At 70.8% G+C, this 19,629-nt stretch carries 19 protein-coding genes; 5 read left to right on the top strand and 14 right to left on the bottom strand.

What is annotated here, in order from left to right:
* Positions 1–35: 35 nt before the first annotated feature.
* From ACSP50_RS04845 to nfi, 12 genes are all read right to left on the bottom strand, one after another.
* Entirely contained in the window at positions 36–755 is a 720-nt protein-coding gene (locus tag ACSP50_RS04845) for a ComF family protein (protein WP_080127720.1), read from the bottom strand.
* 4 nt (positions 756–759) lie between these two features.
* Positions 760–2,589 carry an LpqB family beta-propeller domain-containing protein gene (locus ACSP50_RS04840; protein ID WP_014688038.1) on the bottom strand — a complete coding sequence of 610 codons (1,830 nt, stop codon included), beginning with the start codon at positions 2,587–2,589 and terminating at the stop codon, positions 760–762.
* Positions 2,589–4,187: an MtrAB system histidine kinase MtrB gene (gene mtrB / locus ACSP50_RS04835; RefSeq protein ID WP_014688037.1), complete on the bottom strand. Its 1,599-nt coding sequence runs from the start codon at positions 4,185–4,187 to the stop codon at positions 2,589–2,591. Before mtrB ends, ACSP50_RS04840 begins: the two co-directional genes overlap by 1 nt.
* An 80-nt stretch (positions 4,188–4,267) precedes the next feature.
* Positions 4,268–4,957, bottom strand: coding sequence for an MtrAB system response regulator MtrA (gene mtrA / locus ACSP50_RS04830; RefSeq protein ID WP_014688036.1), 690 nt, complete (start codon positions 4,955–4,957; stop codon positions 4,268–4,270).
* A gap of 185 nt (positions 4,958–5,142) precedes the next feature.
* Positions 5,143–5,346, bottom strand: coding sequence for a DUF397 domain-containing protein (locus ACSP50_RS04825; protein WP_014688035.1), 204 nt, complete (start codon positions 5,344–5,346; stop codon positions 5,143–5,145).
* Between the two features lie 53 nt (positions 5,347–5,399).
* Positions 5,400–6,248, bottom strand: a complete 849-nt coding sequence (locus tag ACSP50_RS04820) for a helix-turn-helix transcriptional regulator (RefSeq protein ID WP_043513534.1) — start codon at positions 6,246–6,248, stop codon at positions 5,400–5,402.
* Positions 6,249–7,044: 796 nt separating this feature from the next.
* Entirely contained in the window at positions 7,045–8,229 is a 1,185-nt protein-coding gene (manA, locus tag ACSP50_RS04815) for a mannose-6-phosphate isomerase, class I (RefSeq protein WP_014688033.1), read from the bottom strand.
* Positions 8,230–8,252: 23 nt separating this feature from the next.
* On the bottom strand, positions 8,253–9,215 hold the full coding sequence (locus tag ACSP50_RS04810; RefSeq protein WP_014688032.1) for a cation diffusion facilitator family transporter: 963 nt from the start codon (positions 9,213–9,215) through the stop codon (positions 8,253–8,255).
* Positions 9,212–10,435 (bottom strand): SIS domain-containing protein, encoded by a 1,224-nt coding sequence (locus ACSP50_RS04805; RefSeq protein ID WP_014688031.1) that lies wholly within the window; start codon positions 10,433–10,435, stop codon positions 9,212–9,214. Before ACSP50_RS04805 ends, ACSP50_RS04810 begins: the two co-directional genes overlap by 4 nt.
* Positions 10,435–10,620, bottom strand: coding sequence for a Trm112 family protein (locus ACSP50_RS04800; protein WP_014688030.1), 186 nt, complete (start codon positions 10,618–10,620; stop codon positions 10,435–10,437). Before ACSP50_RS04800 ends, ACSP50_RS04805 begins: the two co-directional genes overlap by 1 nt.
* A 43-nt stretch (positions 10,621–10,663) precedes the next feature.
* Positions 10,664–12,043 (bottom strand): phosphomannomutase/phosphoglucomutase, encoded by a 1,380-nt coding sequence (locus tag ACSP50_RS04795; protein ID WP_014688029.1) that lies wholly within the window; start codon positions 12,041–12,043, stop codon positions 10,664–10,666.
* 86 nt (positions 12,044–12,129) lie between these two features.
* A complete protein-coding gene (gene nfi, locus ACSP50_RS04790) occupies positions 12,130–12,777 on the bottom strand; it encodes a deoxyribonuclease V (protein ID WP_014688028.1) in 648 nt (215 codons plus the stop codon).
* Positions 12,778–12,845: 68 nt separating this feature from the next.
* On the opposite strand from nfi, the gene ACSP50_RS04785 reads away from it, so the two are divergent.
* From ACSP50_RS04785 to ACSP50_RS04770, 4 genes are all read left to right on the top strand, one after another.
* Positions 12,846–14,099, top strand: a complete 1,254-nt coding sequence (locus ACSP50_RS04785) for a helix-turn-helix domain-containing protein (protein WP_014688027.1) — start codon at positions 12,846–12,848, stop codon at positions 14,097–14,099.
* A 32-nt stretch (positions 14,100–14,131) separates the two neighbouring features.
* Positions 14,132–15,655 (top strand): aldehyde dehydrogenase, encoded by a 1,524-nt coding sequence (gene adh / locus ACSP50_RS04780; RefSeq protein WP_014688026.1) that lies wholly within the window; start codon positions 14,132–14,134, stop codon positions 15,653–15,655.
* Positions 15,656–15,658: 3 nt separating this feature from the next.
* On the top strand, positions 15,659–16,036 hold the full coding sequence (locus tag ACSP50_RS04775) for a DUF779 domain-containing protein (protein WP_014688025.1): 378 nt from the start codon (positions 15,659–15,661) through the stop codon (positions 16,034–16,036).
* Between the two features lie 164 nt (positions 16,037–16,200).
* Positions 16,201–17,040 carry a polysaccharide deacetylase family protein gene (locus ACSP50_RS04770; RefSeq protein WP_014688024.1) on the top strand — a complete coding sequence of 280 codons (840 nt, stop codon included), beginning with the start codon at positions 16,201–16,203 and terminating at the stop codon, positions 17,038–17,040.
* 21 nt (positions 17,041–17,061) lie between these two features.
* Here the strand turns inward: ACSP50_RS04770 and ACSP50_RS04765 are convergent, their stop codons facing one another.
* Positions 17,062–17,427, bottom strand: coding sequence for a DUF3499 domain-containing protein (locus ACSP50_RS04765; protein ID WP_043510836.1), 366 nt, complete (start codon positions 17,425–17,427; stop codon positions 17,062–17,064).
* 187 nt (positions 17,428–17,614) lie between these two features.
* Between ACSP50_RS04765 and ACSP50_RS04760 the strand changes: the two genes are divergently transcribed.
* Entirely contained in the window at positions 17,615–18,091 is a 477-nt protein-coding gene (locus tag ACSP50_RS04760) for a metallopeptidase family protein (RefSeq protein WP_052311507.1), read from the top strand.
* 225 nt (positions 18,092–18,316) lie between these two features.
* Here ACSP50_RS04760 and ACSP50_RS04755 read toward each other — a convergent pair whose 3' ends face one another.
* Positions 18,317–18,574: a WhiB family transcriptional regulator gene (locus ACSP50_RS04755; RefSeq protein WP_014688021.1), complete on the bottom strand. Its 258-nt coding sequence runs from the start codon at positions 18,572–18,574 to the stop codon at positions 18,317–18,319.
* Positions 18,575–19,629 lie beyond the last annotated feature (1,055 nt).

The following is a 19,629-nucleotide window of genomic DNA, read 5'->3' as shown; positions in this document are numbered from 1 at the left end:
TTCGCCTCTATCGGCAAACGATCGCGTGGTGACAGTCAAATCCCGGGACAGGATCGGCGAAGTTGTGTAGCTGCCAGTACCGCGGCGCCCGTGACCTGCATGCCCGCCTCCTCTAGACGACGTACCGCGGCGGCCAGCGTGGCCCCGGTGGTGACGATGTCGTCGGCTACCACCAGCGTGCCTCGCATCGCGTCGCCGCGTCGCAGAACGCCGATTCGGGCGGGATTGATTCGCAGGGAATTGACAGCCGCCGTGGACCTTGCGGCAGGGCCCAGTGACGTGGAGTCAGGGCGGGGCAGCGCGGTCAGCGGCTGGACGACCGCGACCGTCCAGCCGGCCGCCCGCAACCGGTTCGCCGCGTGCCCGGCCAGGCGCGCCATGTGGTCGCCGTAGCGGTCCCGGCGGGCCGCCCGGGTGGACGGCACCGGAACGAGCAGGACCGGCCGGCCCCGGGGCGCCAGCGGGGCGACCGCGCCGGCCAGCAGGGCGCCGAGCGGGCGGGCCAGCCGGTGCCGGCCGCGCTCCTTGTAGGCCAGCAGGGCGCCGCGCAGGGTTCCGGCGTACGGGCCGACCGCCACGCAGGGCGGGAAGCCGGGCGGGGGCGGGCTCGGGGCACAGGCGTAGGGGGCCAGCGCCTCCAGCTCGGTCACACAGGCCGGGCAGGCGCCCCGGCGCAGCCGGGTGCGCTCGACCCCGCAGCCGGCGCAGGACCCCGGCAGCACCAGATCGGCCAGATCGGCCAGGACCGGGCTCACCCGGTCACTCCAGGTAGAAGGGCGCGGTCGGCGTCTTGTCCGGCGCCGCGCCCGACGACGGGAGGCCGCTGAGCCGGTCCACACCGATCAGGGTCGCCTTGGAGAGCAGCTCCCATGCCTTGCCGCCGGCGGTGTAGGACACCCATCGCGAGCGGCTGAGGATCGTCGGATTGGCCGGGTACACGCTGATCGCGTCGACCGGCTGCTCGCCGAGGTCGGGACCGGCGCTGGAGCTGAACGCGCCGTCGATCGACATGTCGATGATCGTGGCCCGCTTGTCGGACGCCCGGGGACCGGCCACCGACAGCCAGCCCTCGCTGCTGAAGCCGACCGCGGTCACCGCGTCCAGGCCGACCGGCCGGATCTGCTGCGGGGAGCCGAGCGCCGGAGTGTCCCCGCCGGTGGTCAGCGAGGCGCGGTAGAGCTTGCCGTCGACCACCAGCACCACCCGGCGACCGTCCGGCGCCACCGCGACCGCGGTGATCCGGGTGCCCTGCCCGGTCCACGGGATCAGCTGCGCCTCTCCCTTGACCGCGGAGAACGAGTAGAGGCGGCCGCCCGCCGGGATCAGCCCGATCGCACCCTCGGCCACGTCGTCCCGGTAGGTGATCGCCCAGGCCGGCTGACCGAGCGGGCCCGGCATTCCGCTGATCGGCTGCAGCGCGGCCTGCGCCCCGGTCTCCGCGGAGGCCACCTGCAGGGTGTCGCCCTTGCCGGCCACCACGGCGGCGAACACGTGCGAGCCGGAGGAGCTCATCGCGGCGGCGCGGATGTCCTTGTTGTCCTCCGGCCGCAGCACCGGCACCTGGTCCGGGGTGTTGGCCGCGCCGGTCACCCGGTGGATCCGGCCGTCGTACACCACGAACTTGTCCGGGTTGTCGGGGACCAACCGGTACGCCGGATTGCTCGCCAGGTAGTCGCCGCCGGTGTACGACCCGACGTCCTTGAAGCTGATCTTGATATCCAGCTCGCCGCCGTCCGGCAGCAGCGGCCGCAGCGACCACTGCAGCTGTTTGCGCAGCCGGTCCAGCGCCAGCGCGGTGTCGGTGGCCGGCAGCGACTTCTCGTTCAGCGTGATCTGCAGCCTGGTGCCGTTGATCGCGGGCACCACCTTGCCGATCAGGCCGAAGCCGTCGGCCAGGTCGGACACCGACAGCCAGGAGGCCGGACCGTTCGCCATCCAGTTCAGGATCGTGGTGGGCCGCTGCTCGACCGGCACCGCGTTCGGCATGTAGCGCACGTCCGGGACCAGGGCGGTGTAGTCGGTGTTCCAGAAGTAGATGGCGTGCTCGCGGTAGTAGACGCTCAGCGCGTCGGTGCTGATCAGCAGGTTCGGCGGGGCGTCCTTGACGAACAGCCCGTCCTGGCCGCCCACCGGACCGACCCGGAATCGGTAGACGTCGGTGCGGCTCTCCGCCTCCGGGGTCAGCAGGCCGAACTTGTCCAGCGTGCCGACCGTCTGATATTTCACCTCGACCACCTCGCTGCCCGGGGTGGGCAGTGGCGGCTGGACCAGCCGGATCACCTTCAGACCGGTCGTGTTGGGTTTGAAGGCGGTCGCCGCGTCGCGGGACATGAAGGCGCGCAACCGGTCGGTCGCGGTGTCCAGATCGCCGGACGCGGCCTTCAGATAGTTCTCCACGAAGGCCGCGTGGTCGGTGGACTCGCTTCCCCGGGTGACCTGGGTCGAGCCGCCGTAGTCGCCGGGGTTGATGCCCGCCGACGGGCCGGGCCCGACCACGGTCACGCCCGAGTCGTCCGGAATCCCGCAGGATCCGGTCACCAGCACCGCCAGCAGGCCGGCCAGCGGCAGCGCGATCAGGCGGCGAGACATCAGGACACCTCCGCCGTACGGTCCCGGGGGATCAGTGGCAGCGGAGCCGCCACCAGCCGGTCGCCACCGCGGACCGGCAGGGTGAGCCGGAACTGGGCGCCCTCGCCGGGGGCACCCCACGCCTCCAGCCAGCCGCCGTGCAGCCGGGCGTCCTCGGCGCTGATCGACAGGCCCAGACCGGTGCCGCCGGTCTGCCGGGCCCGGGACGGGTCGGCCCGCCAGAACCGGTTGAAGACCAGGCGCTCCTCCCCCGCCTTCAACCCGATGCCGTGGTCCCGCACGGTGATCGCGACCGCCGCGTCGTCGGTGGCCATGGTGATCTGCACGGGCTTGGCCTCGCCGTGCTCGACCGCGTTGCCGACCAGGTTGCGCAGCACCCGCTCGACCCGCCGTGGATCCACCTCGGCGATCACCGGGCCGTCCGGGAGGTGCAGCTCCAGCTCGACGCCGACCCGCTCGGCCAGACCGGCCAGCCGCTCGGTGACCCGCTCCACGATCGGCACCAGGTCGGTGTGCTCGGCATCCAGCGCGGCGAACCCGGCGTCGAAGCGGCTGATCTCCAGCAGATCGGTGAGCAGGCCCTCGAACCGGTCCAGCTCGGCCTGCAGCAGCTCGGCGCTGCGCGCCACGGCCGGGTCGAAGTCCTCCCGCTCGGAGAAGATCAGGTCGGCGGCCATCCGCACGGTGGTCAGCGGGGTGCGCAGCTCGTGCGAGACGTCGGAGGTGAACCGGCGCTGCAGCCGGGACATCTCCTCCAGCCGGACGATCTGCCGCTGCAGGTTGGCCGCCATCTGGTTGAACGCGGCGGCGAGCAGGGCCAGGTCGTCCTCGCCGTCCACCTTCATCCGCTGGTCGAGCAGGCCGGCCGAGAGCCGCTGGGCGGTCCGCGCGGCGACCCGGACCGGGGTGACCACCAGCCGGGTGACCAGGCCGGCCACCACACCCAGCAGGATCACCAGGGCCAGGCCGGTGACCAGCACGGTGTTGCGGATCTGGTTGGCGGCCCGGTCCTCGGTGGTCAGCGGCACCGCGTAGTACAGCTCGACGTGACCGAACTTCGACGTCACCGGGGAGCCGTAGACCAGGAACTTGGTCGGCCGGCCCTTCACGTCGACGGTGCGGATCTGCTGGGCCACCCGGCCGTTGGTGGCGACCTCGGTGATCAGTTTCGGGGTGATCAGCGAACGGGTGTCGGTGGCCGGCGGCACGGTCTGCGGGACGATCTCCGGGTAGGACTCGGCGCGGATCGACACCACCGTGCCGCTGTCGCCGGCCTGGTCACCGTCGTACAGCTCGGTGACGGTCTCGCTGATCGTGGCCGGCAGCTCCGGGTCGTAGGGCTGCGGGTGCACGGTCAGCTGCTCGGACGCGTAGCGCACCTTGCGCTGCAGGGACGCGGAGACCTCGTCCTGCGCGCGGTTCAACAGGATCTTGGCGCTGCGGTCCGCGATGAACCAGCCGAACGTGCCGACCAGCAGGCTGGACGCGACGAGCGTCAGGGTGACCACGCGGACCTGCAGCGAGCGGCGCCAGGAGCGGCGCACCGGCGCGGTATACCGCTCCAGCCGGTGCGCGACCACGCGCCAGGAACGCCGCATCACCCGAAGGGGGCGGCGCACGGGTTGGGGAAGCCAGGCCGGAGCACGCATAACGCGGCAACAGTAGCCGCCCGGACCGCCTAGCCGGTGCCCGCCTTGTAGCCGACACCCCGGACCGTCAGGATGATCTCCGGTCGCTCCGGATCCGGCTCGATCTTCGCCCGGAGCCGCTGCACGTGGACGTTGACCAGTCGGGTGTCCGCGGCGTGCCGATAACCCCAGACCTGCTCCAGCAGCACCTCGCGGGTGAACACCTGGCGCGGCTTGCGGGCCAGGGCCACCAGCAGGTCGAACTCGAGCGGCGTGAGCTTGACCTCCTCGCCGTCCCGGGACACGGTGTGCGCCGGCACGTCGATGGTTATCTGGTTGCCGGGCGGCCCGATGGTGAGCATCTCGGGCGCCGCGTCCTCGCCCCGGCGCAACCGGGCCCGCATCCGGGCGACCAGCTCCTTGGGCTTGAACGGTTTCACCACGTAGTCGTCGGCGCCGGACTCCAGGCCGAGCACCACGTCCACGGTGTCGCTCTTGGCGGTGAGCATGACGATCGGAATGCCGGACTCGGCACGGATCGCGCGCGCGACGTCGATGCCGCTCATCCCGGGGAGCATCAGATCCAGCAGAACGATGTCCGGGCGATTCTCCCGGAAAGCGGCGAGCGCGCGTTCGCCGTCCGCCACGAACGAGGGCAGGAATCCCTCACTGCGCAGGACGATGCCGAGCATCTCGGCCAACGCGGGATCGTCGTCGACGACCAGTACCCGGGCTCTCATGCGGTCCAATATTGCACTGTCCTCCCGGCCCCCGCGCTACCCGGGGGGCGATCTTGCCCGGCAGCCTACGCGAAAAGCCACCACGTCCAGAAGGCATAAGGGCCCGGAAACCCGCGGTGAAGACATGAAAACGGGCGGTCCCGGTCCGGGACCGCCCGTGGCGCGCTCATTCGAGATATCGAGCGTTACGCGCCGGGCCGGTCGAACTGTCCGGCACGGACCCCGGCGAGGAAGCCGGTCCAGTCCTGAGCGTCGAAGGTCAGCACCGGGCCGGTGGCGTCCTTGGAATCGCGCACCAGAACCGCCGCCGCCGTGTTGGCGACCTCGACGCAATGCCCAGCAGCGCCACTCCGGCTGCTCTTACGCCAAGTGATCGTGGCGTCCTGCATGGTTTCTCCCCTTCCCTGGAAAATGCATCTCCATTGGAACCCAACGCAGGCGCTCAACGAGCCAAACGATCCCTCGTCTCAGCGATGACCGTTCGGCTCGCTTCTTTCGACAAAGCGCGTTCGTGCAGGTCATCAAAGGCATCGCGGTAGACCAGGAGCTCCTCCGGCTTCACCCGGAAGTGACCACCGGTCAGCCCTTCGGAGTGCACGACCGGGTTACGGGTGCCGTCCGGAAACTCCAGCACCAGGAACGATTCGGTGAGGCCGGCGTGCGCGCCCGCCTCGAACGGCAGGATCAACACCTCCACGCCGGGTTGCTCGGTCGCCTCGTACAGCCGGGTGAGCTGGCGGGCCAGGACGTCGCGGCCGCCGACCTCGCGCAGCAGCACCCCCTCGTCGAGAACCACCCGCAGGGTGGCGGGTGGTTCCCGGGTGAAGACGCGCTGCCGGTCCATCCGCACGGCGACCCGGCGCTCGATCACCTCGCCGTCCTCGATGCCGGCCCCGGTCTCGATCACCGCCTGGGCGTACTCCTCGGTCTGCAGCAGGCCCGGCATCACCTGGGCCTCCCACTGGGAGATCGAGATGGCTTCGCCCTCCAGGGCGAGATATTCGTCGTACGGGTCGGTGACGAACGAGCGGTACGACGTCCACCAGACCCGGGCGCGGCCGCGCCGGGACAGGTCACGCAGCCGGCCCCGGTCCTCGACCCGCAGGCCGTAGAGCGTGAGCAGACGGTCCAGGTCCGGCTCGGAGATGCCGGTGTGCGCGGTCTCGATCCGGCTCAGCTTCGACTCGGACCAGCCCAGCGCGGTAGCCACATCCACCGCCCGGCGCTCCCCACGGAGCCGGCGCAATTCACCGCCGAGTTCCCGGCGCGCTGTCGATGTCGGCCTCGCCACGGAGTCACCATATCGGCGCATCAATAGTCGATTGCAACTTGCAATGCGGGTCACAGGGGAAAGCGCGCCACTTGTCCGTTCCGGTCGGCGCCCGGCGGCCGTGAATTCCCGGCGATGACGGCGGTCGCTGGGTGCTGACGGCTGCCACCTTTCCCGGACTAGTCGCAGGTAGAAGGCCTGCCGGAGGCCGGAAGCGGGGACCGGCGGGGCGAAAGGCGCCGGTCAGCGGGGCGGGCGGGATGGCCGATCCCGCCGATCGGGCATCATCCGTACAGGTGACCAGTCGGTAGGGTGACGGCCGGGCGTGTCCGGGTGACGGCTTCCGCTGGTTCGTCAGGCGGCGTCCGGCTTGGGCGGGTTTCTCCGGTCGACGGATCCATCAACGATCGCGGCGCGTCGACGGGCACCCCCGCCGTCGGCGCGGCGGCCGGCGCACCGTTTGTCGCAGCAGTTGCCAAACGTCCCGCAAAGCGCTTCGGCCCCATTTCCGGCGATCCTGCGGAACTGCTCCCGCCCGGCGGCGGGAATGAGGCGGGAATCACCGGTCGCAGCGACCCGGAACACACAGCGGGTGCGGCGGAAAAGGGTCCGGAATAGCGAACGGGGCGACAGGTCGAAACCCGCCGCCCCGTTCATCCCCCCGGTTTGGTACCGCGCGCGTCCGTGGGACCCCCCGATCACCAATGACGCTGCGTGGTTATAGATTTACACTCCGCACATCCCATGTCAAGGCATTTGCCGAAATTTCGGGCATGTGCGATCCAAGTTTTCCCAGCTAGCGGCGACGGGAGCGGCGTCAGTCCGGGACGGCGGCGATGAAGAGGGTCCCGAGACCGGCAGCCGTCAGCTGACCCGCGCCGGCCGGCGCGTAGGCGGCCGCCCCCGGCCCCAGGCTCACCGGAATCCCGTGATCCTCGCCGACGTGCACGTCCCCGGCCACGCCGAGCAGGATCCGCGGCCCCGCACCGGGCAGTTTCACCGGCGGCCGGTTCCCGGTCAGCTCCACCCGGTACATCTCGAAGTCGCGGACCGGCACCCGCCACGACGTCACCCCGGGCGCCACCTCCGCGCCGTGCAGCAGCGGGTCCTCCAGGGTGTCGAAACGTAGCACCTTGAGCAGCTCGGTCACGTCGACGCGTTTCGGCGTGAGGCCGCCGCGGAGCACGTTGTCGCTGGCCGCCATCAACTCGACGCCGAGCCCGTGCAGGTAGGCGTGCAGGTTGCCGGCCGGCATCCAGATCGCCTCGCCGGGCGCCAGGTGCACCTGGTTCAGCAGCAGCGCCACCAGCACGCCGGGGTCGCCCGGGTAGTGGGCGGCCAGGTCGATCGCCAGCCGGTACGACTCGGCGTACGGCTCGGTGTCACCCCGCGCGGCCGCCGCGGCCACCACCGCGTCGATCAGAGCGCCCCGGTCCTCCCCTGGCCAGCTGAGCAGCAGCCGGACCGCCTCGGACAGGTCACCGGCGCGCAGCGCCGCCACCACCGGCTCCAGCCGGGGCATCTGCAGCCCGGCCAGCACCTGGGCCGACACCACCGCCGGCCGGAAGCCGCAGAGCGCGTCGAACGGCGTCAGCGCGACCAGTATCTCCGGCTTGTGGTTGGCGTCGGTGTAATTCTTCGGCAGGGACGGGTCGGCCTCCTGACGGGCGAACGCCTCGGCCGCGTATTTCAGGTCGGGGTGCGCCTGCAGCGACAGCGGGGCGCCGGCCGCCAGCACCTTCATCAGGTAGGGCAGGCGGTGCCCGAAGCGTTCGGCGACGCCGGCGCCGAGCTGACCGGCCGGGTCGGTGTCGATCAGCGCGGTGAGGGTGACCGGCCCGTCCGGGCCCGGCACGGTGGACGGGTCGCCCGGGTGCGCGCCGAGCCACAGTTCCGCCTCCGGCCCCTCGGTGGGGGTGGGACGGCCCTGCAGCTCGGCGATCGCGGTCTTGGAGCCCCAGGCATACGGCCGGATGACTCCGGTCAGCGGGTACACGGTCATACCCGGCAAATTAGCAGTTGTTGTCAGGCGGTGACGGGTGGTGCGGAGGTCACCGCGTCATCGGCGATCTCCCGCGGCCGGTAGATGTCCGGCTCGATGTAGATCACCCGGGCGATCGGCACCGCCTCACGAATCCGCACCTCGGTCTCGTCGATGTGCCGGGCCACCTCGGCCGCCGTCTCCGACCGCGGCACCGCGATCTTCAGCGCGACCAGCAGCTCCTCCGGGCCGAGGTGCAACGTCTTCATGTGGATGATCCGCTCGACGCCGTCGCCGGCGAGCACCGCCCGCTCGATCCTGCGGATCGCCTCCGGGTTGGCGCCCTCGCCGAGCAGCAGGCTCTTGGTCTCGACCGCCAGCACCCCGGCGATGACCACCAGCAGGACGCCGATCGCCCCGGTGCCGATCCCGTCCCACCGGCCGTTGCCGGTGATCAGGGTCATCCCGACGCCGAACAGCGCCAGCACCAGACCGACCAGGGCGCCGGCGTCCTCCAGGAGCACCACCGGCAGCTCCGGGGCCTTGGCCCGGCGGATGTAGTCGATCCACGAGGTGGTGCCCCGGGTCCGGTTCGACTCGGTGATCGCGGTCCAGAAGGAATAGCCCTCCAGCCCGATCGCCACCACCAGGACCACGATCGGCACCCACTGCCAGCTGTCGATCTTCTGCGGGTGCTGGATCTTGTGCCATGCCTCGTAGAGCGCGAAGAGGCCACCGACGCTGAACAGCACGATCGAGACGATGAACGCGTAGATGTAGCGCTCCCGCCCGTACCCGAAGGGGTGCTCGGGGGTGGCCTTCTTCTCCGAGCGCTTGCCCCCGATCAGCAGCAGCAGCTGGTTGCCGGAGTCGGCGACCGAGTGGATCGCCTCGGCGAGCATCGACGACGAGCCGGTGAGCAGCCAGGCACCGAACTTGGTGACCGCGATGCCCAGGTTGGCGCTGAGCGCCGCGATGATCGCTTTGGTGCCGCCCTCGGCGCTCACGAGAGTCCCTCTGGCATCGGGTTGGACAGCTCCTTCATCTCGCTGATGGCCGGCACCGCCATCGGGTCCAGGCCGTGGGCCAGGGCCAGGTAGAGCGACGCGAAGTCGGGCACCGCGACCAGGGACGCGAGCCGCTCCAGGGTCGAACCACCCTCGGCGGTGAGCACGTCGCAGCGTACGCCACGGCGATCGGCGAGAGTCTGGATGGCGTCCGCCCGGCGCTCCTCGACGGCGACCGGCTCGTCGGCGTCGTCCTCCGGGTTCAGCCCACCGTCGCGGAGCACCACCAGGCGCAGCCGGGTGACCGCCTCGTCGGCGTCCTCCGGGTCGGCGAAGATGTCCCGGGAGCCCTCGGCGAGGCCACCGAAGACGCCGTCGAGCAGGCCGACCCGGCCCCGGCCGGCCTCGCCCAGCGCACCGGCCATCACCGGGTAGCGCGCATTCGCGGCGAGTGTGTCGGCGAACCGGCGGGCGGCGACGGTGGCCAGCGGGGAGGAGCCCCAGACGATCGGCACCGAGCCGGCCAGGCCGAGAGCCAGCGCCTTGGCCGGGTTGACGAAGGAGTCGGCGCCCGGACGGCAGCGCTCGGCGTCCGCGTCCAGCCGGGTCGCGGTCTCGGCGATGTCGGCCTCGGTGACCTTGACCAGGCCCAGCGCGCGGCCGGCCAGCAGCACCGGCACGGCCAGGCCCCAGAGGGTGGCGCGGGCCGGGGCGCGGCGCGGCACGCCGATGAACGGGGCGCGGGCCCGCTCGGCCATCGCCTCCAGCTCGGAGTCGGGGTTGCCGATGGCGACCAGGCGGGCGCCGCGGCGGGCCGCCGCCTCGGCCGCGGCCAGCGCCTCGGGGCTGCGCCCGGAGGCGGAGACGGCGATCACCACGTCGGCCGCGCCGACCCAGCCGGGGATGCCGGCGCTGCGGTGCCCGATGATCGGCACCGGGCAGCGCGGGCCGGCGACGGTGGACAGGATGTTGCCGGTCAGACCGGCGGTGCCGATGCCGGCGACCACGACGGCGCGCGGGCGGCCCTCGTCGGCCAGCATGGTCAGGTCGACCTCGGCGGCCAGCGCCGCGGTCTCCCGGACCTGGGCGCCGGCCGACGCGGTGGCCCGCAGCATCCCGCCCGGGTCGTTGTCCAGCATCGACTTCTCGTCGTTGAGCAGCGACTCGTCGGCGACCCGGTGCCCGTTGACCCCGGCCGAACCCTCCAGCGGATTGACCATCACTGATCCCCCTTCTCAACAACACGAGCTTCGTCGAGAAGGAGGATCGGGATGTCGTCCTTGATGTCGAAGATCCGCCCGCACTCGGTGCACGTCAATGTCTGCCCGCCGGCGTCGTAGTCCAGTGGCGCGTGATGGGTGTCCGGGCAGGCCAGGATGTCCAGCAACTGCGGATCGAGCGCCACCGAGCTACTCCTTTGGTACAGGCGGAAGCGTGTCCCCGCGATCCTATCCGCGAACGATGGCGAGCACGCGATCCCTGAGCGACGCCATCGTCGAGGCGTCCGGCGCCTCCACGTTCAGCCGCAGCAGCGGCTCGGTGTTGGACGCCCGCAGGTTGAACCACGACCCGTCCTCGAACCCGAAGGTCAGTCCGTCCAGATCGTCCACCTGGGCGTCCGGGAACGCGGCGCGCACCTCGGCACTCTTGGCGGCCGCGTCGGCCACCGTGGAGTTGATCTCACCGGACGCGACGTACCGCTCGTACTCCGCGGCGAACTCGGACAGCGGCAGGTCCTGGCCGCCGAGCGCGGCCAGCACGTGCATCGCGGCCAGCATGCCGGTGTCGGCGAACCAGAAGTCGCGGAAGTAGTAGTGCGCCGAGTGCTCGCCGCCGAAGACCGCGTTGGACTGCGCCATCTCGGCCTTGATGAACGAGTGGCCGACCCGGCTGCGCACCGGCTTGCCGCCGTTCTCCAGGATGATCTCCGGCACCGCGGCCGAGGTGATCAGGTTGTGGATGATCGTGCTGTTCGGGAACTTGGCCAGCTCACGGGCGGCCACCAGCCCGGTGATGGCGGACGGCGAGACCGGGTCGCCGTTCTCGTCGACGACGAAACAGCGGTCCGCGTCGCCGTCGAAGGCCAGGCCGATGTCGGCGCCCTGCTCGCGCACCGCGGCCTGCAGGTCGACCAGGTTCTTCGGGTCGAGCGGGTTGGCCTCGTGGTTGGGGAAGGAGCCGTCCAGCTCGAAGAAGAGCGGCACGATGGTCAGCGGCAGCGGGCTGAGCACCTGGTCGCCGAGGACGGCCGGCACGGTGTAGCCGCCCATCCCGTTACCGGCGTCCACGATCACCTTGAGCGGACGGATGCCGCTCAGGTCGACCAGCGAGCGCAGGTGCGCGGCGTAGTCGCCGAGCAGGTCCCGGTGCTCGACCCGGGCCGGGCCGTCGGCCTCCGCGTTCAGGTCGGCGAGCAGTTCCTGGGCACGCACCCGGACCACGACCAGGCCGCTGTCCTGGCCGACCGGGCGGGCACCGGCCCGGCACAGCTTGATCCCGTTGTACTGCGCGGGGTTGTGGCTGGCGGTGAACATCGCGCCGGGCAGGCCCAGCGAGCCGGAGGCGTAGTACAGCTGGTCGGTGGAGGCCAGCCCGATGTTGAGCACGCCGGCACCGGCCGCGTTCACCCCGCGGGCGAACGCGGCGGCCAGCCCGGGACCGGACTCGCGCATGTCGTGCGCCACCACGATCCGTTCCGGCTCGTCACCGGACTCCCGCAGCATCTCGACGAAGGCGGTGCCGATCGCCCGGGCCACCGGCTCGTTGAACTGGTCCGGGACGACGCCCCGGACGTCGTACGCCTTGATGATCTGGGACAGATCGAGCACTACGCTCACTCCTCACGAAAGCCCTGTTGAGGCTGAGGCTAGCGGAGCGCGGACACCGGCAAGGTTTTATCCCCACGACCACACCGTTAACGGACGAGATCACGGCAGGCCCGGTCGGCGGCCCGGGTGGTCTCCGGCAGCCGGTACCGGGCGGCCAGCCGCAGCGTCAACGAGCAGGCGTTGTCCAGATCGATGCGGTGCCCGGCGGACACGAACACCGGCTTCACCCCGGACTGCGTGCGCAGCACCGCGCCGACCGTCTCACCCGCGTCGACCAGCGCCGAGCGGCTCCCCCGCGACTCGCCGAGCGGCGCCCACTCACCCACAAGACGGGTCTTGCCGACCCCGAACGAGGGAAGATCGGTCAGCACGCCGAGGTGCGAGGCGAGCCCGAACCGGCGCGGATGCGCCAGCCCGGGACCGTCACAGATCAGCACGTCCGGGCGCACGGTCAGCTTCTCCAGCGCGGCCATCAGGGCGGGGACTTCGCGGAAGGCGAACAGGCCCGGGACGTACGGGAAAGTGGTCTGGCCTTTGATCAGCGCGACGTCGCGGACCGCGAGGTCCGCCGTGCCGAGCACGACGACGGCCGCGCCGAGCCGGTCACCGTCGTAGGCGACGTCGAGGCCGGCGACGGTCTCCGGGGACGCCGGGCCCGGCGCGGCGACGACCCGGGCGCGCAGGAGGTCCTGGACGGCGAGAGCTTCTTCTTCGGTACGGGGCCAAGGGTGCACGAAGGAACTTTAGAGACCGTTGTCTCTGATCGTGATGGGCGTCACGATGGGGGGCGGAGGTGCTGCCGGTGAATCCGTGGCTTGCCCTGACCCCTGGTGACGATCCGGCCGAGCGGATCCGGCAGGTGGGGCGCGCCCACGAGCGGTTCCTGGCCGGGCAGCGGCGGCCGGAGCTGATGCGCGCGGTGGTGGCCGAGTCCTGGGCCCGATCGGCGGCCTGGGTCGGAGCGGACAGCACGCCGCCGGTCGAGCTCTGCGACGACGAGCTGCAGGCGTATCGGGCCGCGCATCCGCTGGCCCGGGTGATGCCGATCTTCCGGGATCTGCTGGGCGGGCTGGCCGAGGACGGCGATCACATCCTGGCCGTCTGCGACGCGCACGGGCGGCTGCTCTGGGTGGAGGGCAATGCCGGGACGCTGCGCGGGGTGGCGTCGATGAACTTCGTGCCGGGCGCCCGCTGGGACGAGGCGCACGCCGGCACCAACGCGCCGGGGACCGCTCTCGCGGTCGACCACGCGCTGCAGATCTTCGCGACCGAGCACTTCAACCGGTCGGTGCAGCGGTGGACGTGCACGGCGGCGCCGATCCACGACCCGGGCACCGGGCGGCTGCTCGGGGCGATCGACGTGACCGGCGGCGACCACCTGGCCAATCCGCACAGTCTGGCGCTGGTCAGAGCCACGGCGCTGGCTGCCGAGGCGTACCTGTACGAGCCGCCGCGGGCGACGAGCGGACCGGCGGTGACGGCGCTCGGCCGGGATGAGGCGGTCCTGGTGTCCGGGAATTCCCGGACGAAGCTCAGCCGCCGGCACTCCGAGCTGCTGATCCTGTTGGCCGCCCACCCCGAGGGCCGCACCGGCGACCAGCTGACCCTGGACCTCTACGGCGACGACCTCAATCCGGTCACCGTCCGGGCCGAGATGTCCCGGCTGCGGCGCATCCTCGGCCCGGAGCTGCTCCGCTCCCGCCCCTACCGCCTCCAGAAGCCCATGAAGACGGACTTGGGCGAGATGTCTGAAGCACTCGCCGGCGGCAACCTCGCCGAAGCACTGAGGAACTACCCCGGCCCCCTGCTCCCCGGCTCCGACGCCCCGGGCATCGTCCGCCTGAGGCGCCTGCTCGACGACCGCCTCAGAACCGCCCTGCTGCACTCCGCCGACCCCCACCTGCTGCGGGAATGGCTGAGCACCCCGCACGGCGCCGACGACCTGGCGCTGTGGGAGGCCTATGCCGTCCTGACCCCCGGCGACCCGCTCACCAGCCGCCGCATCACCGAGCTCTCCCGCGAATACGCGTGCAACGTTTCTGCAACGTACTCGTGACTAACGTCCGCCCCGAAGAGGAGGCGAGATTCATGACCACGTATGTTCCGCCCGGCTCCGAAGGCGCGATCGTCAGCTACCAGTCCCGTTACGACCACTACATCGGCGGCGAATACGTTCCGCCGGCCAAGGGCCAGTACTTCGAGAATCCCACCCCGGTCACCGGGAGTGCGTTCACCGAGGTCGCCCGCGGCACCGCCGACGACGTCGAGCGGGCCCTGGACGCCGCGCACGGCGCCGCCGACGCGTGGGGCCGCACCTCGGTCGCCGAACGCGCCACCATCCTCAACCGGATCGCCGACCGGATCGAGCAGAATCTGGAGAAGCTCGCCGTCGCCGAATCCTGGGAGAACGGCAAACCGGTCCGCGAGACGCTCGCCGCCGACCTGCCGCTCGCGGTCGACCACTTCCGCTACTTCGCCGGGGCGATCCGCGCCCAGGAGGGCACCGCGGGCCAGATCGACGAGGACACCGTGGCGTACCACTTCCACGAGCCGCTCGGCGTGGTCGGTCAGATCATCCCGTGGAACTTCCCGATCCTGATGGCGGTCTGGAAGCTGGCGCCCGCGCTGGCCGCCGGCAACACCGTGGTGCTCAAACCGGCCGAGCAGACCCCCGCCTCGATCCACTACCTGTTCTCGCTGATCGGCGACCTGCTCCCGGCCGGCGTGGTGAACATCGTGAACGGCTTCGGCGTCGAGGCCGGCAAACCGCTGGCCAGCTCGAACCGGGTCGCCAAGGTGGCTTTCACCGGGGAGACCACCACCGGGCGGCTGATCATGCAGTACGCCTCGGAGAACCTGATCCCGGTGACCCTGGAACTCGGTGGCAAGAGCCCCAACATCTTCTTCGACGACGTGAGCGGCGCCGACGACGACTTCTTCGACAAGGCCCTCGAAGGCTTCGCGATGTTCGCGCTCAACCAGGGCGAGGTGTGCACCTGCCCGAGCCGCGCGCTGATCCAGCAGGGTCACTACGCCGACTTCCTGTCCGCGGGCGTCAAGCGGGTCGAGAACCTGCGGCAGGGCAACCCGCTGGACACCGACACGATGGTCGGCGCGCAGGCGTCCAACGACCAGTTCGAGAAGATCCTGTCGTACCTCGACATCGGCCGGAAAGAGGGCGCGAAGGCGCTGGTCGGCGGCGCGAAGGCGGACCTCGGCGGCGACCTGTCCGGCGGCTTCTACATCCAGCCGACGATCTTCGAGGGCCGCAACGCGATGCGGATCTTCCAGGAGGAGATCTTCGGGCCGGTGGTCTCGGTGACGCCGTTCGCCGACTTCGACGACGCGATCAAGATCGCCAATGACACGTTGTACGGGTTGGGAGCCGGCGTGTGGACCCGGGACATCAACCGGGCGTACCGGGCCGGTCGGGCGATCAAGGCCGGCCGGGTCTGGACCAACTGCTACCACCTGTACCCGGCGCACGCCGCGTTCGGCGGATACAAGCAGTCCGGAATCGGCCGGGAGAACCACAAGATGATGCTCGACCACTATCAGCAGACCAAGAATCTGCTCGTCAGCTACTCCCCCAAGGCCATGGGATTCTTCTAGGCCATGGCGACCCGCGTCGACGTGACTCCCGCGGCCGCCGCCATGATGCGGCGGCTGCGGGAGCAGCACGGCCCACTGATGTTCCACCAGTCCGGCGGCTGCTGCGACGGCAGTTCACCGATGTGCTTCCCGGAGGGTGAATTCCGCACCGGCGGCAGCGACGTGCTGCTGCAGTCGCTGGCGATCGAGGGGGTGCCGGAGCCGATCACGTTCTGGATGTCGGCCGCGCAGTTCGAACTCTGGAAACACACCCATCTGACGGTCGACGTGGTGCCGGGGCGCGGCGCCGGCTTCTCGCTGGAAGCGCCGGAAGGCGTCCGCTTCCTGATCCGCTCACGATTGCTGACCGACGCGGAGCAGGAGGAGCTGAAAACCCGTTGAGGGGTACGTCGAGCCGCACGGACGGGTGAGCGGGACTGCCCCGCCGCACGTCCGGATCGATACTCATAGGACGAGTCTGCCCGCTTTGGAGGGTTCCGGGACTGGACAGCGTGCGCAAGGATACGGGCTCGAACGCCGAAGAGCCTTGATCTGGGGAGGAAACGATGCGGCTGTCCAGCACCCGGAGAGCCCTGCTGATCAGCATGTCGCTGATCCTGGCGGGTCTTCTCGGCCAGGCGGCCGCCGCGGAATCGACACACAGCTCGGCCTCCGCCGCGGCGCCCGCCGTCTCCGCGTCACCGGTCTCCACCCCCACGGTGGCGACTCCACCGGTGGTGAAGCCCACCAAACCGCGCACCGAGAGCACCCGGATTCCGGAACGGCCCAAGGGACACAGCGGGCCGGCCGGCAGCCTGCTCACCACCGGCAGCCGCGGCGTCGCCCTGACCTTCGACGACGGGCCCGACCCGGCGAACACCCCGGCGCTGCTGCGCATACTCGCCAAGAATCACGTGAAGGCGACGTTCTGCGTGGTCGGTGAGAACGTCAAAAACCACCCTGACATGATCCGCAAGATCGTGGCCGGCGGGCACGCCCTCTGCAACCACACCTGGGATCACGACCTCAAGCTCGGCAAGAAGAGCCCGGCGGCGATCCGGGCCGACATGCAGAGGACCAACGACGCCATCCGGGCCGCGGTGCCCCAGGCGCAGATCAAATACTTCCGGGCGCCCGGCGGCAACTTCACGCCGCAGATCGTGAAAATCGCCAAGGAACTCGGGATGGCCTCGATCTACTGGAAGGTCGACCCGCGGGACTGGGAACACGGCCGCGAGGAATCGGACGGCGCGCACACCAACCGGGTCATCACCACGGTGAAAAGCCACACCGGGCCGGGAGCGATCGTGCTGTCCCACGACTACGCCCAGCCGGACACCATCCGGGCGTACGCCACGCTCATCCCGTGGCTGCGCAGTCGCTTCCGCCTCATCGCCCTGCCGTGACCGGAACGGCGGCCCTGCGGGTCAGTGGGACGGGGGAATGACCCGCAGGTGACCGCGGCGGCCGGTCTGGTGGCCCGGCGGCTGCTCCGGCACATCTGGACGCGGCGGGGGCGCCGGGCGGGCGGCCTCGCGGACCGCCTCGGCCAGAGCGACCAGATCGTCGGTGGTGGGGGGCGGCGGGGCGAAATCGCCGTCGTGCCGGACGAGCTCCCAGCCTCGGGGGGCGGTGAGGCTGCGGGCGTGCGGCTCGCACAGGTCGTACGTGTGCGGCTCGGCGAACGCCGCCAACGGCCCGACGACAGCGGTCGAATCGCTGTAGACGTAGGTCAAAGTGGCGACCGCCTGTCGGGGACAGCCGTTCCGGGAGCAGCGCCGTGGTGACCTCACGGCGGCAACCTATCGCCCCGCCGGGCCTTCTGGACAGCGTTGCCTCGCGACACGCCGCACCGCGATGCATCACGATTCGGCCATGGTCGGCCGACACGCCGCCCCGATGGGACGAATTAACGGGTCAGACACACGGTGCGGAACGGGCTGACCACGGATGTCGCCCGGGTGGGGATACGCTCAGCGTGTGACCACCAGCCCCGAACGCCGCCGCACCGACCCGAAAGCGGCGCGCAGCACCGGTCCGGGCCATCCGGCGCGCCGCGACCGGCACGGGCGCGGCCTGCGCGGCCGCCTGGTGCCGGCGACCGTGCCGCTCGCCCGCACCAAGGCGGAGATCTTCGACGATCTGGTGCTGGACACCGTCGAAAGCTTGGAACGGCGGTATGCGAAAGAGCTGGCCGGCGTCGAGTTCGCGGTCGAGGACGTGCCGCCCGAGCTGAACGTGTACGACTCGGACGTGCTCGAGGACGGCGAGGTGCCCCTGGCCCGGCTGCTGCCCGGCCGCCCGGGGCGGCACGAGCTGCCGCCGCGGATCGTGCTGTACCGCCGCCCGCTGGAATTCCGGGCGATGGACCGGGAGGACCTCGCCGACCTCGTCCACGACGTGATCATCGAGCAGGTTGCCAACCTGCTCGGCGTCGACCCGGACGAGCTGGCCTGACGCCGCGGGCCGCTGCCTCGCGGCCCCGTGGTTCGCGGTCCGGCCCTGCGCAGCCGCATTCCGCGGCCGCCGTCTTGGGTCGTCTTCCTGCCTTGCTGATCCTGCCCTTGCCGGCCCTGCTTTCCGGGGCCGGTCTTGCTCTGGTGGCCGGTCGTGCTTTTTCGGCCGGTCTTGCTCAGTCGGCCGGTCGCTGCGTCTCCCCCCGAGACGCCGCGGCCGTCGCGATCAGGCGACGCGTCGCTTCAGCTTGCGACGTTCACGTTCGGACAGTCCACCCCAGATCCCGAACCGCTCGTCGTGGCCGAGTGCGTACTCCAGACATTCGGCTTTGACCTCGCAGCGACCGCAGATGCGCTTGGCCTCGCGCGTCGATCCACCCTTCTCCGGGAAGAAGGCCTCCGGATCGGTCTGCGAACACAGCGCCCGCTCCTGCCACTCGGGCGCGTCCCCAAGCAGGTCTACCCCTTCAACCTGCGCTTCCATCGGCGTGCCTCCAATTTCTGCGCCGGCAGCGATGCCGACACTGACCCCCCACGCACGCGGCGTGTTTCTGTGGGTACGACGCAAAAGTCGCACATCGTCCCCACAACCCCACCAAAATTACACGCGTGTAAGACGTGCGTCGTCAAGCCGAACCTGATAAATAGGCCCGTTTCCCCGCCACACCGGGGCGCGGCGCGGTCCCGTTCCTGCCCTATCTCCCGGAGCCACCGGAAGGTAACGCGAGCGTCCGCCCACACGTCCAATTTAACCCGTTTTGTTACCTCCCGTGAAGGGGGGTCACGCCACGGGACCGCCGCCCCCTCCCACCAGGCAAGACAGTGCCCCTCACCGTCCCCGCCGCGAACCGGCCGGGCCACTCCCCCGCCACCGCCCGGAAGGGACGGTCCACAGCCACCGGAACCCCACCGTGGCGCCGCGGATGCCCGCCCCAGCCAAGATCGAAACCCGCCACCCTCGTGGCGCTCACCACCCGACCGCGGGACCCGCGAACCCACCGGCTCCGCAGTCCCGGCCGCGACGCCGACAGCCCGAGGCCCGGCCCCTCCGAAAAGGCCAGCCACCAGAGATGACGCAGCCCATCAGAAAGGACGAGCCGCCGGAACGGCCCGGCTCACCACGAACAGGCCGGCTCACCACGAGCGGACCGGCTCACCACGAGCGACCGGCTCACCACGAGCGGACCCGGCTCACCAGGAAAGGCCGGCCGTTGGAGCGAGCCCTCGCGCCACCGCCCGTCAGAGCGAGGACACCGGCTCCGGCGCCCAGCCGCCCACCACCAGGAGCCTCCCGCCAACCCAACCGGGGAACGAAGACTGTTGGCGCGCGGTCAACGAGAACGACGAGAGGCAGAACCGGGTCTACGCACCACCCGCCGATGGCTCGCCATAACGGACGGGCCGGAAAGGCCTACCGGCGCGTTGGGGTAGGCAGCGGCCTTCGAGGCGACACAGCGAGGCACGGCATGTAGGCACCACATGTAGGCACCGCACGCAGGCACGACCAAGCACGCAGGCACCGCACGTACGGCGCACCGG

It is taken from the genome of Actinoplanes sp. SE50/110 (genome assembly GCF_900119315.1).
Classification (GTDB): Bacteria; Actinomycetota; Actinomycetes; order Mycobacteriales; family Micromonosporaceae; genus Actinoplanes.
This window is presented reverse-complemented; position numbering and strand designations above follow the sequence as displayed.